The sequence below is a fragment of the Malikia spinosa genome (genome assembly GCF_002980625.1).
GTDB classification, from domain to species: domain Bacteria; phylum Pseudomonadota; class Gammaproteobacteria; order Burkholderiales; family Burkholderiaceae_C; genus Malikia; species Malikia spinosa.
In genome coordinates this window covers 29319-46596 of record NZ_PVLR01000038.1, presented here as the reverse complement: position 1 = coordinate 46596, position 17278 = coordinate 29319, and the positions used below count along the sequence as shown (strand labels likewise).

The window sequence follows — 17278 nt, the reverse complement described above, 5'->3', positions numbered from 1 at the left end:
ATGTCAGGTTTCGGCAAGAGCGGCCGAACGACTCGGCCGCGACGGCCAAACGCAACCAGCCTTAAGGCGTCATCGCAATCTGTCGGCTCAGGTCAGGTCCATGAACGGGTTGTAGGCGACCTCCCACAGAAAGCCGTCCGGATCAGCAAAATACCCCGAGTAGCCGCCCCAGAACACTTTCTGCCCGGGCTTTTGCAACGTGGCGCCTGCGGCGACGGCTTCGGCCAGCACGGCATCGACTTCCTCAGGTGATGCGACGTTGTGCGCCAGGGAAAATCCTGGAAACCCAGCGCCTCTTTTGTCGGTGTCAGCGCTGGCATTGGCGTCCTCGGCCAGTTTCTCGCGCGGGAACAACGCCAGGATCAGGCCATTGACGGTGTCCATGAAGGCGATGTGCTCGTTGCTTTCCTGCCTCACCCCAAAGCCCAGGCGCTCATAGAACGCACGTGATCTCGGCAAATCTGCAACCCCGAGGGTGATAAGACTGATGTGCGGTTTCACCGTGACTCCTTCCTCAATGGCGAATGCAGCCATCTTATGTCGGGCCTGGAATCTGTACCACTGGCCCGAAGGAGGCGTTGGATCGGGTGATCCGTTTTCTTTTCAGGCGATCTGCTTCGTCATCTCTTGGATGACGGCCTGCAGAATGACCATGAGGCAACGGGACTCCCCCGCCATGGTTGCTGACAGATTGGGACGCACGTTGGCGATCTGGGCGTTTTCAGCTTCGATCTCGGCTTGGGCGCATCCGCCCGCACCACGGCTTCGTCTTCGGCAGTGCCACGGCCCTGGGCGAGGAACGTGCGTTGGACCGGCCTTCAAGCCTGTGAGTCGATGCCGTTGGGATAGCCGCCCGCACCCAGCGGATTTTTCATACACTCACGCTGGCGAGTGCGTCTTGAGCCAGTCCTCGAGTGCGGCATCGATGCGGCTTTGCCAGCCCTTTCCGGTGGCCTTGAAGGCTTGCATGACGTTGGGCGACAGCCGGAGCAAGGCCGCTTCGAAAGCGGCCATTTCAGGGTCTTTGCTCGGGGGGGACAGGTCTGTCGATCCGTCAACAGGAGCCATTCATGGCCGATTCCCTCTCCGCCAAAACATAACCCCAAGCAGTTGAGCTACTTGGGGTTTTTTGTTCTCCCATTCCAACCCGACACACCCAAGAGCCCGACCGCCATCAGCAGCCGGGCCTCTTGTGGGGCAGGTTTACTTGGAAAGGTCAATGGCGTAGACGCCCTGCCCCTTGCCGCTGCCGTCGTCGTTGCTCACCACGCTGATGTTGGTGAAGCCAGCGGTCTGCGCCACTGCCAGCTTGTCGCTGCCCGAGATGAAAGTCACCGGACCTGCCGTGGTCACTTTCGTGAAGCGCCAGCTGCGGGTGGAACCGTCGGTGGCCAGCGTCAGGTTCTTGCGCGCCTTGATGTAGTCGATCAGCACATCACGGTTGGCATCGGGCGAGGCATGGATGATGTTGTCCGCCGTCAAGCCGAATTGCGTACCACTGGTGGCGCGGTAGTTGTTGGTGGCGATGATGAACTCGGCGCTGCTGCTGATGGGAGCCCCCTTGTAGTGGAGGTTCTTGATGCGGCTGCCCTTGGCTTGGGTCACGTCGATTTCGTAGCTCATGTCGGGAGACGTGAACATGTCGAAGTTGTAGCCAGGGAAGGTCGAGATCAGCGGCTGCGCCGTGGTCAAGCTCGGGTTGATCTGGTTGAAGCGTTCTGCCGCCTTCTCCAGCCAGGTCTTGATGCCCGCGCCCGTCACCTTGACGGCATAGACCGTGTTGGGATAGAGGTAGAGGTCGGCCGCGTTGTTGATGGCAATCGGGCCCTTCTTCACGTCGGTGAAGTCAGTCCCGCCGCCAAAGCCGCTCTTGAACGGCGCACTGACCGACAGCACGGGCAGATTCTTGTACTGCGGCAGGTTGGCTGCCACGTACTTGGCGATGTAGTCGGCCTGCGCCGCGTTGACCACCTGGATCGCGGTGACATCGCCCACGTCGGCGAAGTAGGACGACAGGGCGAAGTCCGATTCGCCGATCGGCGTTTTGACGTAGTTGATGGCTGCTTCATGCTCGGTCTTGATCGCAGTCGCAATCGCCGGGTCCGCTGCCACATAGGTCTTGGCGGCGGCATCGGTCAAGGTCTTGCGCAGGCTGACTGCGGTCTTGCTGCTGTCGATGGTCCACTTGCCGTTCTTGACCGTCAAGTTGTAGTTGATGACCCCGATCGCCTTGCCCCAGAAGCTCGGCATCACGGCAGGCACGCCGTGGAAAGTGCCCTTGACCTTGTCCACGCCGCTGGCGCTGCAGGCAGCGGAGGTGCAGGCGGCATTCGGGAACTCGCTGTGCGAATGGCCCATCAGGATGCCGTCAATGCCCGGCACCTTGGCCAGATGGTAGTTGGCGTTTTCCATGCTGGGGCTGTAGGCGCCGGTATCCCAGCCGCCATGCGAGGCGGCGATCACGATGTCGGCCCCTTCGGCACGTGCCATCGGCACGTACTTGGTGGCGGCTTCCACCACGCCCTGGACCTCGACCTTGCCGTCGAGCCAGCGCTTGTCCCATTGCAGGATGGCGGGCGGCGTGAAGCCGATCACCGCGACCTTGACCGTGCTTTCGATGGTCTTGCCGTCCTTGTCCTTGGCGCTGACTTTCTTGTTGATGATGGTGTACGGCTTGTACAGCGGTGCACCGTCCTTCTTGCTGCTCACGTTGGCCAGCACCAGCGGGAATGCCGGGCCGACGCAGGAAGGCTGGCTGGCCACTGCCGCCATGCCTTCGACGTTGAACTTGGTGCCGGTCACCTGCGCCAGGTAGGGCAGACCGTAGTTGAACTCGTGGTTGCCCAGGGTGCCGACGTCAAAACCGATCGCATCCATGGCCTTGTAGGTGGCCAGCTTCTGGTTGCAGGCGACCGGGCTGACCAGCGCCTGGTAGTCGGCCAGGGCCGTGCCCTGGATGGTGTCGCCGTTGTCGATCAGCAGGTTGTTCGGGAAATCGGCACGGGCCTGCTTGATCAGCGTGGCGGTACGCTCGAAGCCGACGCTCTTGTCCTCTGCGAGCCTGAAATAGTCGTAGCTGACCACGTTGGCATGGAGGTCCGAGGTCTCCAGGATCGTCAGTTCTGCCGTGGCTGACTCGGGCAAGGTGACAACCGCGTCATCCGAGTCGCCACAGGCGGCCAGGCCACCGGCCAGCGCAGCAGCTACGGCGGCGGTCAAGACCGGTCGCGAAAACAATCTCATTTTGGAATTGGTATCCACAAAAACTCCTGATAGTGAAGGGCCGGCCCAATCTATAGGTCTGCCGTGACAGTCAGGTGAAGTGGTGGTGGCCGCTCCTTCCTCCCGCGAGCCGCCACGGCCAGATCGCAACCGGACCGCAGCCGGACTGCGCAAGCTCCCATATACGGAAAAGAAATATGAAAGCTACTAAAAATTACTTTGTAAATATCAAAAGCCTGCCTATGATTCGCCCCTCTCAGAGCAGAACGCATTCCGCTGCGACCCCTTCCCCATGATGACCCACCAGGATCGCCTGATTCAATGGCTGCTCGGCAGCCTGGACCTGCAGACCACTCTGTTCCACCTCGGGCAGTACTGCGGCAGCTGGCAGGCTTCGACCGCCGGCATGGCTCAGGGCGGCTTTCATGTGATCCTCAACGGCGACTGCTGGCTGCACCTGAGCGGGACTGGGCAGAAACACCGGCTGCAGACCGGCGATGCGGTCTTCTTTCTGCGCGACCTGCCGCACCTGCTGAGTCCGCATGAAGACGCCAGCGCTGCGGCCGACGCGCCCCAACCGCCGATGCAGGCGATCGACCTGTCGGCGCCTTGCAGCACGGCGCTGGCCTGCGGCTTCTTCGAATTCCGCGCGCCGATCAACGAGCTGTTCCTCGCCAAGTTTCCGGCCTATGTGGTCGTGTCGCGCGAGCGCGATGAGCTGCGCGAGATCCGGCCCCTGTTCGACCTGATCCTGGCCGAGGCGCGCACGGGCAGCGCAGAGCCGTCGCCGCTGCTGACGCGGCTGGTCGATCTGATGTTCTTCTACGTCGTGCGACATCTGTGCCGGCGCCAGGAGGTCGAGGAAGGCCTGTGGGCTGTGCTCGCGCGCCCCGAGTTCACCCCGCTGCTCGAAGCGATCCTGCGCGAACCAGGTCGAGACTGGAGCGTCGAGCAGATGGCCGATCTGACGCACATGTCGCGCACCAAGTTCTTCCGGCTGTTCTCGCAGACTGCGGGCACCTCGCCGAGCCAGTTCGTCGCGCAACTGCGGATGCAGCTGGCCTCGCGCTGGATCGTCGAGGGCATGCCGCTGTCGCGCGCGGCCGAGAAGGTCGGCTACCAGTCGGACGCGGCGTTCTCGCGCGCGTTCAAGAAGGTCACGGGCTCGCTGCCCGGCGCGCTGCGGCGCTCGGTCGGCGCCGGCGCGCAGCTGGCCGCCTGAAGCAGGACTGGGACTTTCGAGCAAGAGAACGGGACTTCTGCGCCTGGATCGCAAATCTGCGTCCCGGGACAATCGTAGGTATCTTTGCATAGGAGTTCCCATGTCCCGCCTGACGATCCAGACCCCCGAGACCGCCCCCGAGGCCAGCAAGCCCTACCTCGAGGCCTCCAAGGCCCGCAACGGCTTCATCCCCAACCTGATGGGCGTGCTGGCCAATGCGCCGACCGCCGTCGAGATGTATGTCAAGGTCGGCGAGATCAACGGTCGCACCAGCTTCACGCTCGAGGAGCGCGAGACGGTCCAGATCACCGCGGCGACCAACCACGGCTGCGCCTTCTGCGTCGCCGGTCACACCGCGATCTGCTACAAGCAGGGCAAGCTGGCACCCGAGCTGGTCAACGCGATGCGCGACCAGACCCCGCTGCCCAACCCCAAGCTCGAGGCGCTGGCCGAGTTCACCCGTGCCGTGATCCGCAGCCGTGGCGCCGTGTCGCCGGACGAACTGCAAGCCTTCTACGACGCCGGCTACGGCGAGCAGCAGGTGCTCGAGACCATCCTGGGTGTCGCGCTGGCGACGCTGTGCAACTTCTCCAACAGCCTGGCCGGCACCGAACTCAACCCCGAGCTGGCCGCCTACCGCTGGGAAGCCAAGGCCTGACCGCCGCTGTTCAGGCAGGCCCAGAGCGCAAATCCGGAAACCATGACATGACGACCCTCAACGCCGATCAACTGCTGAGCGCGGTGCGTGCCTTCGCGCAGGGACCGCTGGCCGCCCAGGTCGAAGCGATAGACCGCGCAGGCTACTACCCCAAGGCCGAGCTCGGCGAGCTGGCCCGCCTCGGCGCAATCAGCGCGCACCTGGACGCGCCGCATGGCGGCAGCGACTTCGGGCTGGCGATACGCGCGATGGCCGAGGTCTCGCGCGTCTGCGGCGCGACCGGTTTCATGGTCTGGTGCCACGCGGTCTGCGGCCTGTACCTGCAGCAGTCGGGCAATCCGGCGCTGACCGGCGAGCGGCTGCAGCGCCATGTCAGCGGCCTGGGCCTGGGCGGCACGGCGCTGTCCAATCCGATGAAGAGCTATGCCCAGATCGAGACGCTGCTGCTCAAGGCGCAGCCGGTCGAGGGCGGTTACCGGGTCAGCGGCAATCTGCCCTGGGTCAGCAACCTCGACCATGACCATTACTGCGGCGCCATCGCTGGCGTGACCGATGGCGAGCAGCCGCTCGGGCGCGAAGTGATGTTCCTGCTCGACTGCAACGACCCCGGCGTCGAGCTGCACGAATGCCCGAGCTTCGCCGGCATGGAAGGCACCGGCACCTATGCGCTGCGGCTCAAGGACTATTTCGTCGGCGCCGAGCGCCTGATGGCCGAGCCGGCCAAGCCCTTCATCGCCCGCATCCGCGCCGCGTTCGTGATGCTGCAATGTGGCATGGCGGTGGGCGTGATCCAGGGCGCGATCGACTCGATGTGGGCAGTCGAGCCGCAGCTCGGCCATGTCAACCAGTTCCTCGACGAGCGCCCCGATGCGCTGCAGGCCGAGCTCGACGAGCTGACCGCACGCGTCATGAAGCTGGCCAAGACGCCGTTCAACGGCTCGAACGAGTTCTTCCTCGACGTGCTCGACGCGCGCGCGCAGGGGGCTGAGTTGGCGCTGCGCGCCGCGCAATCGGCGCTGCTGCACCAGGGCGCACGCGGCTACCTGATGAGCTCGGAAGTGCAGCGGCGCGTGCGCGAGTCGCATTTCGTCGCGATCGTCACACCGGCGATCAAGCATCTGCGCAAGGAAATGGCGCGCCTGAGCCAGCAAGAGACTCCGGCATGACGGCGCCTGATGCGGGCATGACACCCTGGCAAAAGTACATCTGCGACGCCTGCGGCCTCATCTACGACGAGGCGCTCGGCGACCCGGACTCGGGCCTGGCGCCCGGCACCCGCTTCGCCGACATCCCCGAGGACTGGGTCTGCCCGCTGTGCGGCGTGACCAAGGCCGACTTCAGTCCTTACCAGCCCCCCTGCCTGGAAACGCTGAAGGCCCAGGCGCGCGACAGCGCAGGCCCACGGCCGGCGGCGCGCCAGGCCAGCGGCGTCGTGATCGTCGGCGCGGGCCGTGCCGGCTGGACACTGGCCGAGCGGCTGCGCGCGCAGGACGCGGCGCTGCCGATCACGCTGGTCAGCGACTGCGCGGGCGACCGTTACGACAAGCCGCTGCTGTCGGTCGCGCTGGCACGCGGCATCACGCCGCAGCAGCTGGTCAAGGAGTCAGGCTGCGACGCGGCGCAGCGACTCAATATCAGGCTGCTGGCGCACACGCATGCGCTGCGCATCGACGCGGCGCGGCAACGGCTGCGCACGACGCGCGGCAACCTGGCTTACCGCCATCTGGTGCTGGCACATGGCGCACAGACCGGGCTGCCATCACCGCTGTCGGCAGCAAACTGCTGGCGCATCAACCACCTGAGCGACTACCTGAAGCTCAGATCAGCGCTGCAGGCCGGACCGCAGCGGATCGCCATCGTCGGCGCGGGACTGATAGGCAGCGAACTGGCCAACGACCTCGCGCTCGGCGGACACCAGATCACGCTGCTCGACAGCCAGCCCGAGCCGCTGGCGCGCTGGCAGGATCAGGGCGCTGGCGCGCAGCTGCTGCAAGCCTGGCAGGCGCTGCCGATCCGCTTCATCGGCGGCATCGAGCTGACTGCGGTGCAGCGGATTGACGGCGACAACCAACCCCACTACCGCCTCAGCAGCGCCTGTGGCCAGCAGTTCGACGCCGACCAGGTGATCGCAGCGACCGGACTGCAGACGCCCAGCCGGCTGGCGCGAAGCGCGGCGCTCGACTGGGACTACGGCATCGCGGTCGACCCGGCGACGATGGGCAGCAGCCAGCCCGGCATTTACGCGCTGGGCGACTGCGCCAGCGTGGCCGGGACGGTCAGCCGCTTCATCGAGCCGATCTCGCGCCAGGCCAGCACGCTGGCAGCCGCGATCTGCGGCTGCCAGCCGCTGCGCTACGAGAGCCGCCCGGTTGTAGTGCGGGTCAAGACCAGCTCCTGCCCGCTGACGCTGCCAGGCGCGACCCTTTGAAAACCGAGACAAGAACCATGAGCGCCGCCTTCGTTTTGCAAGCCCGGGACATCTCCCTGGCCTACGCCCAGCCGGACGGCAGTCGCCGACGCGTGCTCGAGGATTTCTCGCTGCGCATCGCGGCCGGCGAGATCGTCGCGCTGCTGGGGCCCAGCGGGGTCGGTAAGTCGTCGCTGCTGCGCGTGCTCGCCGGCCTGCAAGGCGCCGAGAGCGGCGAGGTGCAGGTCCATGGCGAACCGCTGCGCGGTCCGCATCCGCGCCTGAGCATGGTGTTCCAGGACCCCTGCCTGCTGCCCTGGCTGTCGCTGGAGCAGAACGTCGCGTTCGGGCTCGACTTCAAGCACCAGCCCCTGCTGAGCCCGGCCGAGCGCAAGCAGCGCGTCAGTGACGCGATCGCCGAGGTCGGACTGACCGAGGCGCGCCGGCGCCATCCGGCCGAGCTGTCGGGCGGCATGGCGCAACGCACCGCGCTGGCGCGCGCACTGTCGCGCCAGCCCGAGATCCTGCTGCTCGACGAGCCGTTCAGCGCGCTCGACGAGGTCACGCGTGGCGAGATGCAGCAGCTGCTGCGCGGCGTCTGCCGGCGCCACCAGACCGCGGCCGTGCTGGTCACGCACGACATCGACGAGGCGCTGCTGCTGGCCGACCGCGTGGTGCTGATCGGCGGCCAACCCGGGCGCCTGGTCGGCAGCTGGAGCGTCGATATCCCCGAGCCGCGCGCCGATCATGTGCGCGCACTCGCGCAGCTGCGCCTGTCCGTCGTCGAGGCGCTGCACCAGGCACGCGCCCCGGCGCAGCAGCCCACCCCCTCCGAGCCCCTGACCTACGAGATCTGACATGTCACAACCCCTGCTGAACAACCGCCGTGAATGGCTCAAGCTCTCGACGCTGCTGAGCGCTGGCGGCGCGCTGCCGCTGCTGCAATCGTTCGAGGCACGCGCCGCAGCCGACGCCGATGCTCCGGTGCGCATCGGCTATCTGCCGATCACCGATGCCACGCCGCTGCTGGTCGCGCACCACAACAAGCTCTACGAGGCGCAAGGCCTGCAGGTCGAGCCGCCGCGCATGTTCCGCAGCTGGGCCCAGCTGGTCGAAGCCTTCATCGCCGGCCAGGTCAACGTGGTGCATCTGCTGTCGCCGATCACAGTCTGGGCGCGCTACGGCAGCAAGGTGCCGGCCAAGGTTGTCGCCTGGAACCATGTCGGCGGATCGGCGCTGACCGTCGCCCCCGAGATCAACGACGTCAAGCAGCTCGGCGGCAAGACGGTCGCGGTGCCGTTCTGGTACTCGATGCACAACGTCGTGCTGCAGCATCTGCTGCGCGAAGCCAAGCTCGAGGCCATCACCAAGGGCGATCCCAGTGCACAGCAGGTCAAGCTGGTCGTGATGCCGCCGTCGGACATGACGCCGGCGCTGGCATCGAAGCAGATCGCCGGTTTCATCGTCGCCGAGCCTTTCAATGCCAGCGCCGAACTGCTCAAGGTCGGCAAGGTGCTGCGCTTCACCGGCGACGTCTGGAAGAACCACGCCTGCTGCGTCGTCTTCATGCACGAGCGCGACCTGAACCAGCGCCCCGAATGGAGCCAGAAGGTCGTCAGCAGCATCGTGCAGGCGCAGGCCTGGATCCAGGACAACCGCGCCGCGACCGCGCGCCTGCTGGCCAAGGACGGCCCGAACCGCTACACGCCGCACAGCGCCGAGGCACTGCTGCGCGTGCTCGAACCCAGCGCCGGCCAGACGCGCCAGTACCAGGCCAGCGGTGCGATCCGGCACCCGGAATGGAAGGAGGAGCGGATCGACTTCCAACCCTACCCGTTCCCAAGCTACACCGAAAAGATGGTCGAGCTGCTCAAGGTGACCAAGATCGAGGGCAACAATGCCTTCATCCAGTCGCTCGATGGCAAGAAGACCGCCACCGACCTGGTCGATGACCGCTTCGTCAAGCAGGCGCTCAAGCAGGTCGGCGGACTCAAGACCTTCGGTTTCCCCGAGTCGTTCGGGCGTACTGAAGTGTTCGGAAGCTGAGTGCGGCCCATGCGATCGAATTCGAAGACACCGGGGCCGCTGGCCCGCTGGACACTGGGCCTGCTGGGACTGACGCTGGTCGTCGTCGCCTGGTGGGGCGGCACCTGGTGGCTGCAGGCCAAGGTGCCACTGGCGGCCTCGCTGGCGCCCGACCAGACGCTGTCCAGCCTGTACCAGCTACTGATCGGCAATCAGCTGACCGAGCATGTGCTGGTCAGCCTGAAGCGCGTGCTGGTCGGACTGCTGATCGCGCTCGCGGTCGGCGTGCCGCTGGGCCTGGCCGTCGGCGCCTCGCGCCATGTCGAGGCCGGCACCGGCATCGCGTTCCAGTTCCTGCGCATGATCTCGCCGCTGTCCTGGATGCCGATCGCGGTGATGGTGCTGGGCGTGGGCGATGCGCCGATCTACTTCCTGCTAGCCTTTGCCGCCGTCTGGCCGATCCTGCTCAACACCGTCGCCGGCGTGCACCAGCTCGATCCGCGCTGGCTGATGCTGGGCCAGAGCCTGAGCGCGACGCGCTGGGAGCTGCTGTGCCGGATCGTGCTGCCGGGCGTGCTCGGCCATATCCTGACCGGAATCCGGCTCGCGATCGGCATCGTCTGGATCGTGCTGGTGCCTTGCGAGATGCTGGGGGTCAGCGCCGGCCTGGGTTACTTCGTGCTCGACACCCGCGACCGGCTGGCCTACTCCGAGCTGATGGCGGTGATCCTGCTGATCGGCGCGCTCGGCTTCGCGCTCGACGGCGCGGCGCGCGCGCTGCACAGCCGCTGGACGCACAGCAAGCGCGGCGAGTGAAGCCCAGGGCGGCAGTCAATTACGGACAATCAGGCAGATGAACACCAAGACGCATTGGGAATCGGTCTATCACAGCAAGCCGGCTGATGCCGTCAGCTGGTACGCGCCGCACCTGGAAGCCTCGCTGCACTACATCGAACAGGCAGCGCCTGGACGCGAGGCGGCCGTGATCGATGTCGGCGGCGGCGAATCGACCCTGGTCGACGACCTGCTGGCAGCGGGCTACCACGACCTGACGGTGCTCGACATCTCGGCCAAGGCGCTGCAGGACACGCGCGAGCGCCTTGGACCAGCGGGCGACCGGATCAAATGGCTGGCAGCCAACATCCTCGAAGCCGAGCTGCCGGCAGCCGGCTACGAGGTCTGGCACGACCGCGCAGTGTTCCATTTCCTGACCCAGCCCGAGCAGCGCCAGCGCTATGTCGCGCAAGTGCTCAGGGCGCTCAAGCCTGGCGGCCACGCGGTCGTCGGCACCTTCGGCCCCGAGGGACCAACCCAGTGCAGCGGCCTGGAGGTCGCGCGCTATTCGCCGGACGAGCTGCACGGCACCTTCGGCCGGCCCTTCGAGCTGATCGAGAGCAGCACCGAACTGCACCAGACCCCCTGGGGGGCGACGCAGCAGTTCGTCTACTGCTTTTGCCGCCGGCAATGAAGCCGCGGCGATGAACGGACTCGCAGCGCCCCCCTTGGCAAGAGCGCCAGGCCGCTGAACCCGTCAGTCCAGCGCCCGCCCCTGGCCGGCTTCCTCGACCGTGCGGCCGTCACGGATATGGTAGAGGCGCTGGAAGGTCGGGATGATCTTCTCGTCATGGGTCACGACGATGACCGCGGCCTGGGACTGGCGCGCCATGCGGCCCAGCAGACGCATCACGCCCAGGGCGCGCTCGCTGTCGAGCGGCGCGGTCGGCTCGTCGGCCAGGATCACCGCCGGCCGGTTCGCCAGCGCCCGCGCGATCGACACCCGCTGCTGCTCGCCGCCCGAGAGCTGGGACGGCGCGGCCTGGGCCCGGTGCGCCATGTCGAGCTCGGTCAGCAGCTCGAGCGCCCGGCGCCTGGCCGCCACGTTCGGCATCCCGGCCAGCATCGGCAGCAGGGCCACGTTGTCGGTGACATCGAGAAACGGGATCAGGTAGGGCGCCTGGAACACGAAGCCGATATGGTCGCGGCGCAGCGCGCTCAGGTCACGGCTGGCCCAGGTCTGGTCGTAGAGCACCTTGCCGCCCAGCACCATGCGGCCTGCGGTCGGCTCGATGATGGCGCCCAGGCACTTGAGCAGCGTGCTCTTGCCCGAGCCCGACGGCCCGACCAGGCCCACCACCTCGCCCGGGCCGACCACCAGGTCGACCTGCTTCAAGGCCTCGACCGCGGTCTGGCCCTGGCCGTAGACCTTGCGCAGGCCCTGGACCAGGATGCCGCTGCCGGGCTCGGCGGTGCTGCCCGAAGGTGGCAATAGAGTGATCGACATGCTCAGCCTCCGATCGCTTCGGCCGGATCGACCTTGATCGCGATCCGGATCGCCAGCGTGCTGGCCAGCGCGCAGATCAGCAGCACCACACCGAGTCCGGTCAGCGCATCGCGCGGCAGCAGCAGCACATATTTCGGAAAGATCGGCGCCCACAGGGTGGCGGCGAGCTTGCCGACGAAAAAGCCGATCAGGCCCAGCCCCAGCGCCTGCTGCAGGATCATCGAGGCAATGGTCGAGTTGCGGGTGCCGATCAGCTTGAGCACGGCGATCTCCCGGATCTTGCCCATGGTCATGGTGTAGATGATGAAGGCGACGATGGCGGCGCTGACAATCGACAGGATCACCAGGAACATGCCGATCTGCTTGGCCGAGGTAGCGATCAGCTTGGCAACCAGGATCTCCTCCATGCCGGCGCGGTCGTAGACCTGCAGATGCTTCCAGCGCCGGATCGGCTCGGCCACCTGCGCGGGCGCAAAGCCTTCCCTGACCTGCACCAGCACGGCGTTGACCTGGTGGCTGCTGGTCTGGCTCGCGACCACGGCCTCCAGCAGTCCCGGCACGCCAGGGCGGTTGAAGGCCGGATTGGCCGCGCTGCGCGCGCGCTCGTTGACGATGGCGTCGTTGTCCTTGAGGAACTGGGCCTGCTGTGCATCCTTCAAGGGGATGAAGACCATCGGGTCGCCACCCGACGAGACCATGCGCCGGGTCAGCCCGACCACTTCGTAGTCATGGCGACGCAACCGGATACGGTCGCCAAGCGCGAAGCCGGTCCTGACATCGGCCAGCGCCTCGTAATGGCTGCGGCTCAGCGGCCGACCCGCCACCAGATGGCTCGGACTGCCCGGCTTGCCCGGCTCGATGCCGACCACCATGGCCCGCACCTCGGTGTCGCCGCGCCTGACCTGCATGTTGAAATAGGTCACATTGGCCGCCAGCGCGACCCCGGGCATGCCCTCGATGCCGTGCACCAGATCGTCGCGCAGGCTCGACGACTCGGCATAAGGACCCTGGGTGCCCTGCTGCACCACCCACAGGTCGGCGCCGCTGTTGCTCAGCAACGCCTGGGCATCATCGACCATGCCGCGGTAGACCCCGGCCATCGAGAAGGTGACGCCGATCAGCAGCCCGAGCCCGATGCCCGTCAGCAGGAACTTGCGCCAGCTGTGCAGGATGTCGCGTCCGGCCAGGCTGATCATGGGCCGGTCCTGGCTGCACCGGCGGGCCGGACCAGCTGATCCACCACCTTGATGCGCGAATCGGCGCTCAGCGGCTGCTGGCTGTAGACCACGACCCGGTCGCCCGACTCCAGTCCGGCCAGGATCTGCACCTGGCCGTCCAGGCTGGTCGCACCGACCTGCACCGGCGCGAAAGCCAGCCGTCCGCCTTGCAGCCGCCAGACCCCAGTGGCACCACCCTGGCGCTGCAGGCTGGCCGCCGGCAGCAGCAGCGAGTCGGCAATGGCGGGCAGCTCGATGCTGGCCTCGAGCATCTCGCCGACCGACAGGCCCGGCGGCGTCTGGTCCAGCGACAGCTGGGCGATGCGCTCCTCGGTCACGCTGTCGCTGAGCCATTCGACCCGCGCCACCCGGGCCGGCACTGGCTCATGCGGGCGCGAGCGCAGCAGCAGCCGGGCCGGCAAGCCCGGCACCAGCCCGGCGGATCGGCCCTGGTCCAGCCGCACCCGCGCCCACAGGCTGGCCGGATCGATCAGTCGCAGCACCGCCTGGCCCGCGACGACGGTCGAGCCCGGCTCGGCCTCGCGCGCCGACACCACCGCGTCGGCCGGCGCGAACAGCTTGGCATTGGCGCGCTGCTGCTGCAGGGCCGCGCGCTCGGCCTTGGCACGCAGCGCATCCTGCGCCGCAGCCTGAGCCGTGGCGCGCGCCGACTGGAGCGCGGCCTCGGCCGAAGCCAGCTCCTGGCTGCGCGCCTCCAGGGCACTGAGACTGATGAAGTTCTGCCGCGCCAGCTCCTGGTTGCGGCGCAGGTTGGCAGCCGCGAGCTCGCGCCGGGCCTGGACATCGGCCTGCTGCGCCGCGGCCGCAGCCTGTGCGCTGCTGGCGCGCGCGATGCTGGCATCAAGCGCCTGCAGCCGCTGGTCCAGATCCACCGGGTCCATCTCGGCCAGCAACTGCCCGGCCCGGACCTGGTCGCCGACATCGGCCTTCACCGTCAGCACCCGACCCGGGCTGGTCGGGCCCAGCATCCAGTGGCGCCTGGCTTCGAGCGTGCCGATGCCAAACAGCTCGGGCGTGAAGCGGCCGCTGCGGACCTCGGCCACCGTGACCTGGACCGGCGCCAGCGGGCCGGTGCGCAGCAGCACGAACAGGAACAGCAGCACCAGCAGCACGACCGAGCCGACGAGCAGGAAACGCCGCTTGAGCGGTGCGGAAACAGTCATGAAAAATTCCTGTTGTACATGGAGTCAGCTGGCATCCAGCGGTCGCGCAGAGCGTGGGCGAGGATTCCGGCCAGGCGCCGACGGCCTGGAGGACCTCGGCGCTACTTCTCGAGCCGCAGGATGCCGAGCGCCTTGAGCACGTATTTCTCGTACACCGGCTCGGAATGGCCAGTCTTCATCTTGTGCAGGAAATACTTCTCGAAGCCGATCTTGGCCAGATGGACCCACTTGCCCTTCCTGTTCCAGTTGACGTTGCGCGGCGGAATCTGCGGCAGCGCGACGAAAGCCGCGCCGGTGTCGCCCATGTCGGCCAGGCAGATAGCGTTCCAGGTACCCTTGGCGGTGGCGGGCCTGCCATCGAGCTCGGCCGCGATGTTGTGGACGATGGCGCTGACCATGCTTTCGATCATATAGCCGGTCTTGGGCGCACCGGTCGGCACCGGCGTGACCTCGACCGGCGGGATCGCCACGCAGACGCCGGCAGCAAAGATGTTGCGGTAGCGGCGGCTGCGCTGGAACTCGTCGATCAGCACGAAGCCGCGCGGATTGCAGAGTTCGGGCACCGCTGCCACCGCATCGATGCCCTTGAAGGCCGGCAGCATCATCGCCAGCTTGAACGGCAGCTCATGCTCCTGGTAGAGATTGCCAAGGTCGTCGAGCTGGGTCACGAACAGCTTACCGGCCTCGACCTTGGTGGTCCTGGCGTTGGTGATCCACTTGATGTCGTTCTGGCGGAATTCGCTCTCGAGCATGGCCTTGCTGTCGCCGACACCGCCCAGGCCCATGTGGCCGACATAGGGCTCGCTGCTGACATAGGTGATCGGCACCTTGTGGCGCAGCTTGCGCCGGCGCAGGTCAGTGGCCAGGATAAAGCTGAACTCGTAGGCCGGGCCGAAGCAGCTCGCACCCGGCATGGCGCCGATCACCACCGGCCCCGGGTTTTCCAGGAAGGCCTGGTAGTCATTCCAGAACCGCTCGGCATGGTCGACCGTGCAGATCGAATGGGTGTGGCCACCATGCGGACCGGCGCCGGGCACCTCGTCGAAGCTCAGCTTGGGGCCGGTCGTGATCACCAGATAGTCGTAGTCCACGCTCTGGCCGTTGGCCAGGGTCAGCCGGTTGGCCTCGGCCTCGATCGCCGTGACCGGCTGGGCAATGAAGCCTATGCCCTTGCGCTCGAGCAGCGGCGCGATCTGGAGCGTGATGTCCTGGCGCTCGCGCCAGTGCACCGCGATCCAGGGATTCGAGGGCGTGAACTGGAAATAGTCCACCGCACTGATCACCGTGATCTGGTGCTGCTGGGGCAGGAGGTCGCGCAATTCGTAGGCAGCAGGCATGCCGCCGACGCCTGCGCCAATGACAACGATATGGGCCATGGCTTGTCTCCTCTTCTGGGCTTGGGTTGAAAATCCGGCTCAGGGCTGCAGCTTGGCGTTGACCGCCTGCAGCCCCGGCAAATCCAGTTGTCCCGCGAGCGCCTGCAGGCGCAGTCGATTCTGCAGCAGCTCGGTGCGCGCCTGCAACAGCGCAAGCTCGGCCGCCGCCGCGTCGTTCTCGGCATTGAGCAGGTCGAGCGTGGTGCGGTCGCCAACCTGGCGGCCGAGCCGGGTCGCATCGAGCCGCGCGCGGCTGGCAAGCAGCGCCTGCTCCAGCGCCGCCAGCCTGGCCTGGCCGCTGTTGAGCGCCAGCCAGCTGCCGCGCGTCTGCTGCGCCAGCTGCAGCCGGGCGCGCTCGAGCTCGGCCCTGGCCTTTTGCTCCAGGCTCAGCGCCTCGGCCAGCTTGGCGCTGCGCCAACCGCCGGTATAGAGCGGCAGATTCAGCGCGACGCCGACCATCTGCTGGCTCTGGCTGTTGCTGGCTGTGCCGTAGTCACCCGAGCCGCCCAGACGCTCGCGCGAGGCCTGCGCCACCAGATCCACCGTGGCAGAGCCGGCCAGGCTGTGCTTGCGCACCTCGGCTGCAGCGACCTCGGCCTGGGCCTGCTGCAGCCGCAGCAGCGGGTTGTGCTGCTGCATCAGCACCAGCCAGGCATCGAGGCCTGCGAGCTGGCCGTCTGCCACCTGGCCGGCAGGCGCTTGCAGCTGCAGGCCCTCGCCCGCCAGACCGGTGCTGTCTTGCAGCGCCTGGCGCGCGAGTTCGAGCTCGTTGGCGGCTGCCAGCACCTGGGCCTGCAGGCCCCGCGCACGCGCCGCCGCCTCATGGCTGTCGGTGATCGGCTGGTCGCCCAGGGCGTAGCGGTCCTGCGCTTCGGTGTAGGCCTTGTCAACGGCGACTTGCTGCTGTTGCAGCAGCGCCAGCCGGCGTTCGGCCAGCAATTGATCGAAATAGCGCTGCGCCGTCAGCAGCATCCAGTCCTGTTGCGCGGCCTGCCATTCGAGGTCGGCGGCGTCGGCCGCCAGCGACAACTGGCGCTGCTGGGCCCGGCGCTCGGAGCTGTAGAGCGGCTGGCGCGCGCCCAGGGTCCAGCGCGTGGCCGTGCCACCCTCGACCGAGGTGCCGAACGACACGCCAGTCGAATTGCCAAAGCCTGGGGCGGCAAACTGCGCGCCGTCCATCCGGCTGTCGGCACTCGAATAGCCCGCGCTGGCGCTCAGGCCCAGGGTCGGACGCCAGAGCGCGGCGGCCTGCTCGCGCCGGGCGGCACCGGCGGCGCGGGCAGCCTCGACGACTTGGCCCTGCGGGTCATGCTGGCGCGCGGCCTGCCAGACCTGCAGCAGGTCGGTGGCAGCAGCAACGCCGGGGGCCATGGCGCAGAGCGCCAGCAGCGCGCCGGCAATCAGGGGGCTGTGTCTCATGCTTGCGCTCCGTGAGTCCTTGCGGGGTTCGATGAGGGCTCAGCAGCCAGGCTTGAAGCCGAGCTTGCGCAGCAGGGTTTCCATCAGACACCATTTGGTCAGGCCGCTTTGCAGCAGGTTGGCACCGACGAAGGCGGTGAAGGCCAGCCACCACTGGCTGACGAAGACCGGGCTGCCCGGGATGCCGAGCGCGAGCGACAGCAGGATGAAGGCGCCGGCGACGACACGAACGATTTGCCAGGTGGTCATGATGAGTTTCTCCTTGGA

At 67.1% G+C, this 17278-nt stretch carries 16 protein-coding genes and 1 pseudogene; 8 read left to right on the top strand and 9 right to left on the bottom strand.

Annotated features, from left to right (window positions below):
* Positions 1–87 precede the first annotated feature (87 nt).
* From C6P61_RS13100 to C6P61_RS13090, 3 genes and pseudogenes are all read right to left on the bottom strand, one after another.
* Positions 88–501, bottom strand: a complete 414-nt coding sequence (locus C6P61_RS13100) for a VOC family protein (protein WP_105730384.1) — start codon at positions 499–501, stop codon at positions 88–90.
* Between the two features lie 378 nt (positions 502–879).
* Positions 880–990: pseudogene (locus C6P61_RS18200) on the bottom strand (BrnA antitoxin family protein); the annotation flags it as partial.
* Positions 991–1203: 213 nt separating this feature from the next.
* The gene (locus C6P61_RS13090; protein WP_105730375.1) at positions 1204–3243 is read right to left on the bottom strand and encodes a bifunctional 2',3'-cyclic-nucleotide 2'-phosphodiesterase/3'-nucleotidase; all 2040 of its coding nucleotides are present in this window, start codon (positions 3241–3243) and stop codon (positions 1204–1206) included.
* Between the two features lie 271 nt (positions 3244–3514).
* Between C6P61_RS13090 and C6P61_RS13085 the strand changes: the two genes are divergently transcribed.
* From C6P61_RS13085 to C6P61_RS13050, 8 genes are all read left to right on the top strand, one after another.
* The gene (locus C6P61_RS13085; RefSeq protein ID WP_105730374.1) at positions 3515–4444 is read left to right on the top strand and encodes an AraC family transcriptional regulator; all 930 of its coding nucleotides are present in this window, start codon (positions 3515–3517) and stop codon (positions 4442–4444) included.
* Between the two features lie 100 nt (positions 4445–4544).
* Positions 4545–5102 (top strand): carboxymuconolactone decarboxylase family protein, encoded by a 558-nt coding sequence (locus C6P61_RS13080; RefSeq protein ID WP_105730373.1) that lies wholly within the window; start codon positions 4545–4547, stop codon positions 5100–5102.
* Between the two features lie 47 nt (positions 5103–5149).
* Positions 5150–6268, top strand: a complete 1119-nt coding sequence (locus C6P61_RS13075) for an acyl-CoA dehydrogenase family protein (RefSeq protein ID WP_105730372.1) — start codon at positions 5150–5152, stop codon at positions 6266–6268.
* A gap of 17 nt (positions 6269–6285) precedes the next feature.
* The gene (rd, locus tag C6P61_RS13070) at positions 6286–7530 is read left to right on the top strand and encodes a rubredoxin (RefSeq protein WP_170067389.1); all 1245 of its coding nucleotides are present in this window, start codon (positions 6286–6288) and stop codon (positions 7528–7530) included.
* Positions 7531–7547: 17 nt separating this feature from the next.
* Positions 7548–8366 (top strand): ABC transporter ATP-binding protein, encoded by an 819-nt coding sequence (locus C6P61_RS13065; RefSeq protein WP_105730370.1) that lies wholly within the window; start codon positions 7548–7550, stop codon positions 8364–8366.
* 1 nt (position 8367) lies between these two features.
* Complete coding sequence (locus tag C6P61_RS13060; protein ID WP_105730369.1) at positions 8368–9555, top strand: ABC transporter substrate-binding protein; 1188 nt, start codon at positions 8368–8370, stop codon at positions 9553–9555.
* A 9-nt stretch (positions 9556–9564) separates the two neighbouring features.
* Positions 9565–10350 carry an ABC transporter permease gene (locus C6P61_RS13055; RefSeq protein WP_105730368.1) on the top strand — a complete coding sequence of 262 codons (786 nt, stop codon included), beginning with the start codon at positions 9565–9567 and terminating at the stop codon, positions 10348–10350.
* Between the two features lie 37 nt (positions 10351–10387).
* Entirely contained in the window at positions 10388–11002 is a 615-nt protein-coding gene (locus C6P61_RS13050) for a class I SAM-dependent methyltransferase (RefSeq protein WP_105730367.1), read from the top strand.
* 63 nt (positions 11003–11065) lie between these two features.
* Here the strand turns inward: C6P61_RS13050 and C6P61_RS13045 are convergent, their stop codons facing one another.
* From C6P61_RS13045 to C6P61_RS13020, 6 genes are all read right to left on the bottom strand, one after another.
* Positions 11066–11815 carry an ABC transporter ATP-binding protein gene (locus tag C6P61_RS13045; RefSeq protein ID WP_105730366.1) on the bottom strand — a complete coding sequence of 250 codons (750 nt, stop codon included), beginning with the start codon at positions 11813–11815 and terminating at the stop codon, positions 11066–11068.
* Between the two features lie 2 nt (positions 11816–11817).
* Positions 11818–13011, bottom strand: coding sequence for an ABC transporter permease (locus tag C6P61_RS13040; RefSeq protein WP_105730365.1), 1194 nt, complete (start codon positions 13009–13011; stop codon positions 11818–11820).
* Complete coding sequence (locus C6P61_RS13035; protein ID WP_105730364.1) at positions 13008–14216, bottom strand: efflux RND transporter periplasmic adaptor subunit; 1209 nt, start codon at positions 14214–14216, stop codon at positions 13008–13010. Before C6P61_RS13035 ends, C6P61_RS13040 begins: the two co-directional genes overlap by 4 nt.
* Positions 14217–14317: 101 nt before the next feature.
* Positions 14318–15592 carry an NAD(P)/FAD-dependent oxidoreductase gene (locus C6P61_RS13030; RefSeq protein WP_105730363.1) on the bottom strand — a complete coding sequence of 425 codons (1275 nt, stop codon included), beginning with the start codon at positions 15590–15592 and terminating at the stop codon, positions 14318–14320.
* A gap of 39 nt (positions 15593–15631) precedes the next feature.
* Entirely contained in the window at positions 15632–17011 is a 1380-nt protein-coding gene (locus C6P61_RS13025; RefSeq protein WP_105730362.1) for a TolC family protein, read from the bottom strand.
* A 39-nt stretch (positions 17012–17050) separates the two neighbouring features.
* On the bottom strand, positions 17051–17260 hold the full coding sequence (locus C6P61_RS13020; RefSeq protein ID WP_105730361.1) for a YgaP family membrane protein: 210 nt from the start codon (positions 17258–17260) through the stop codon (positions 17051–17053).
* Between the last annotated feature and the right edge of the window lie 18 nt (positions 17261–17278).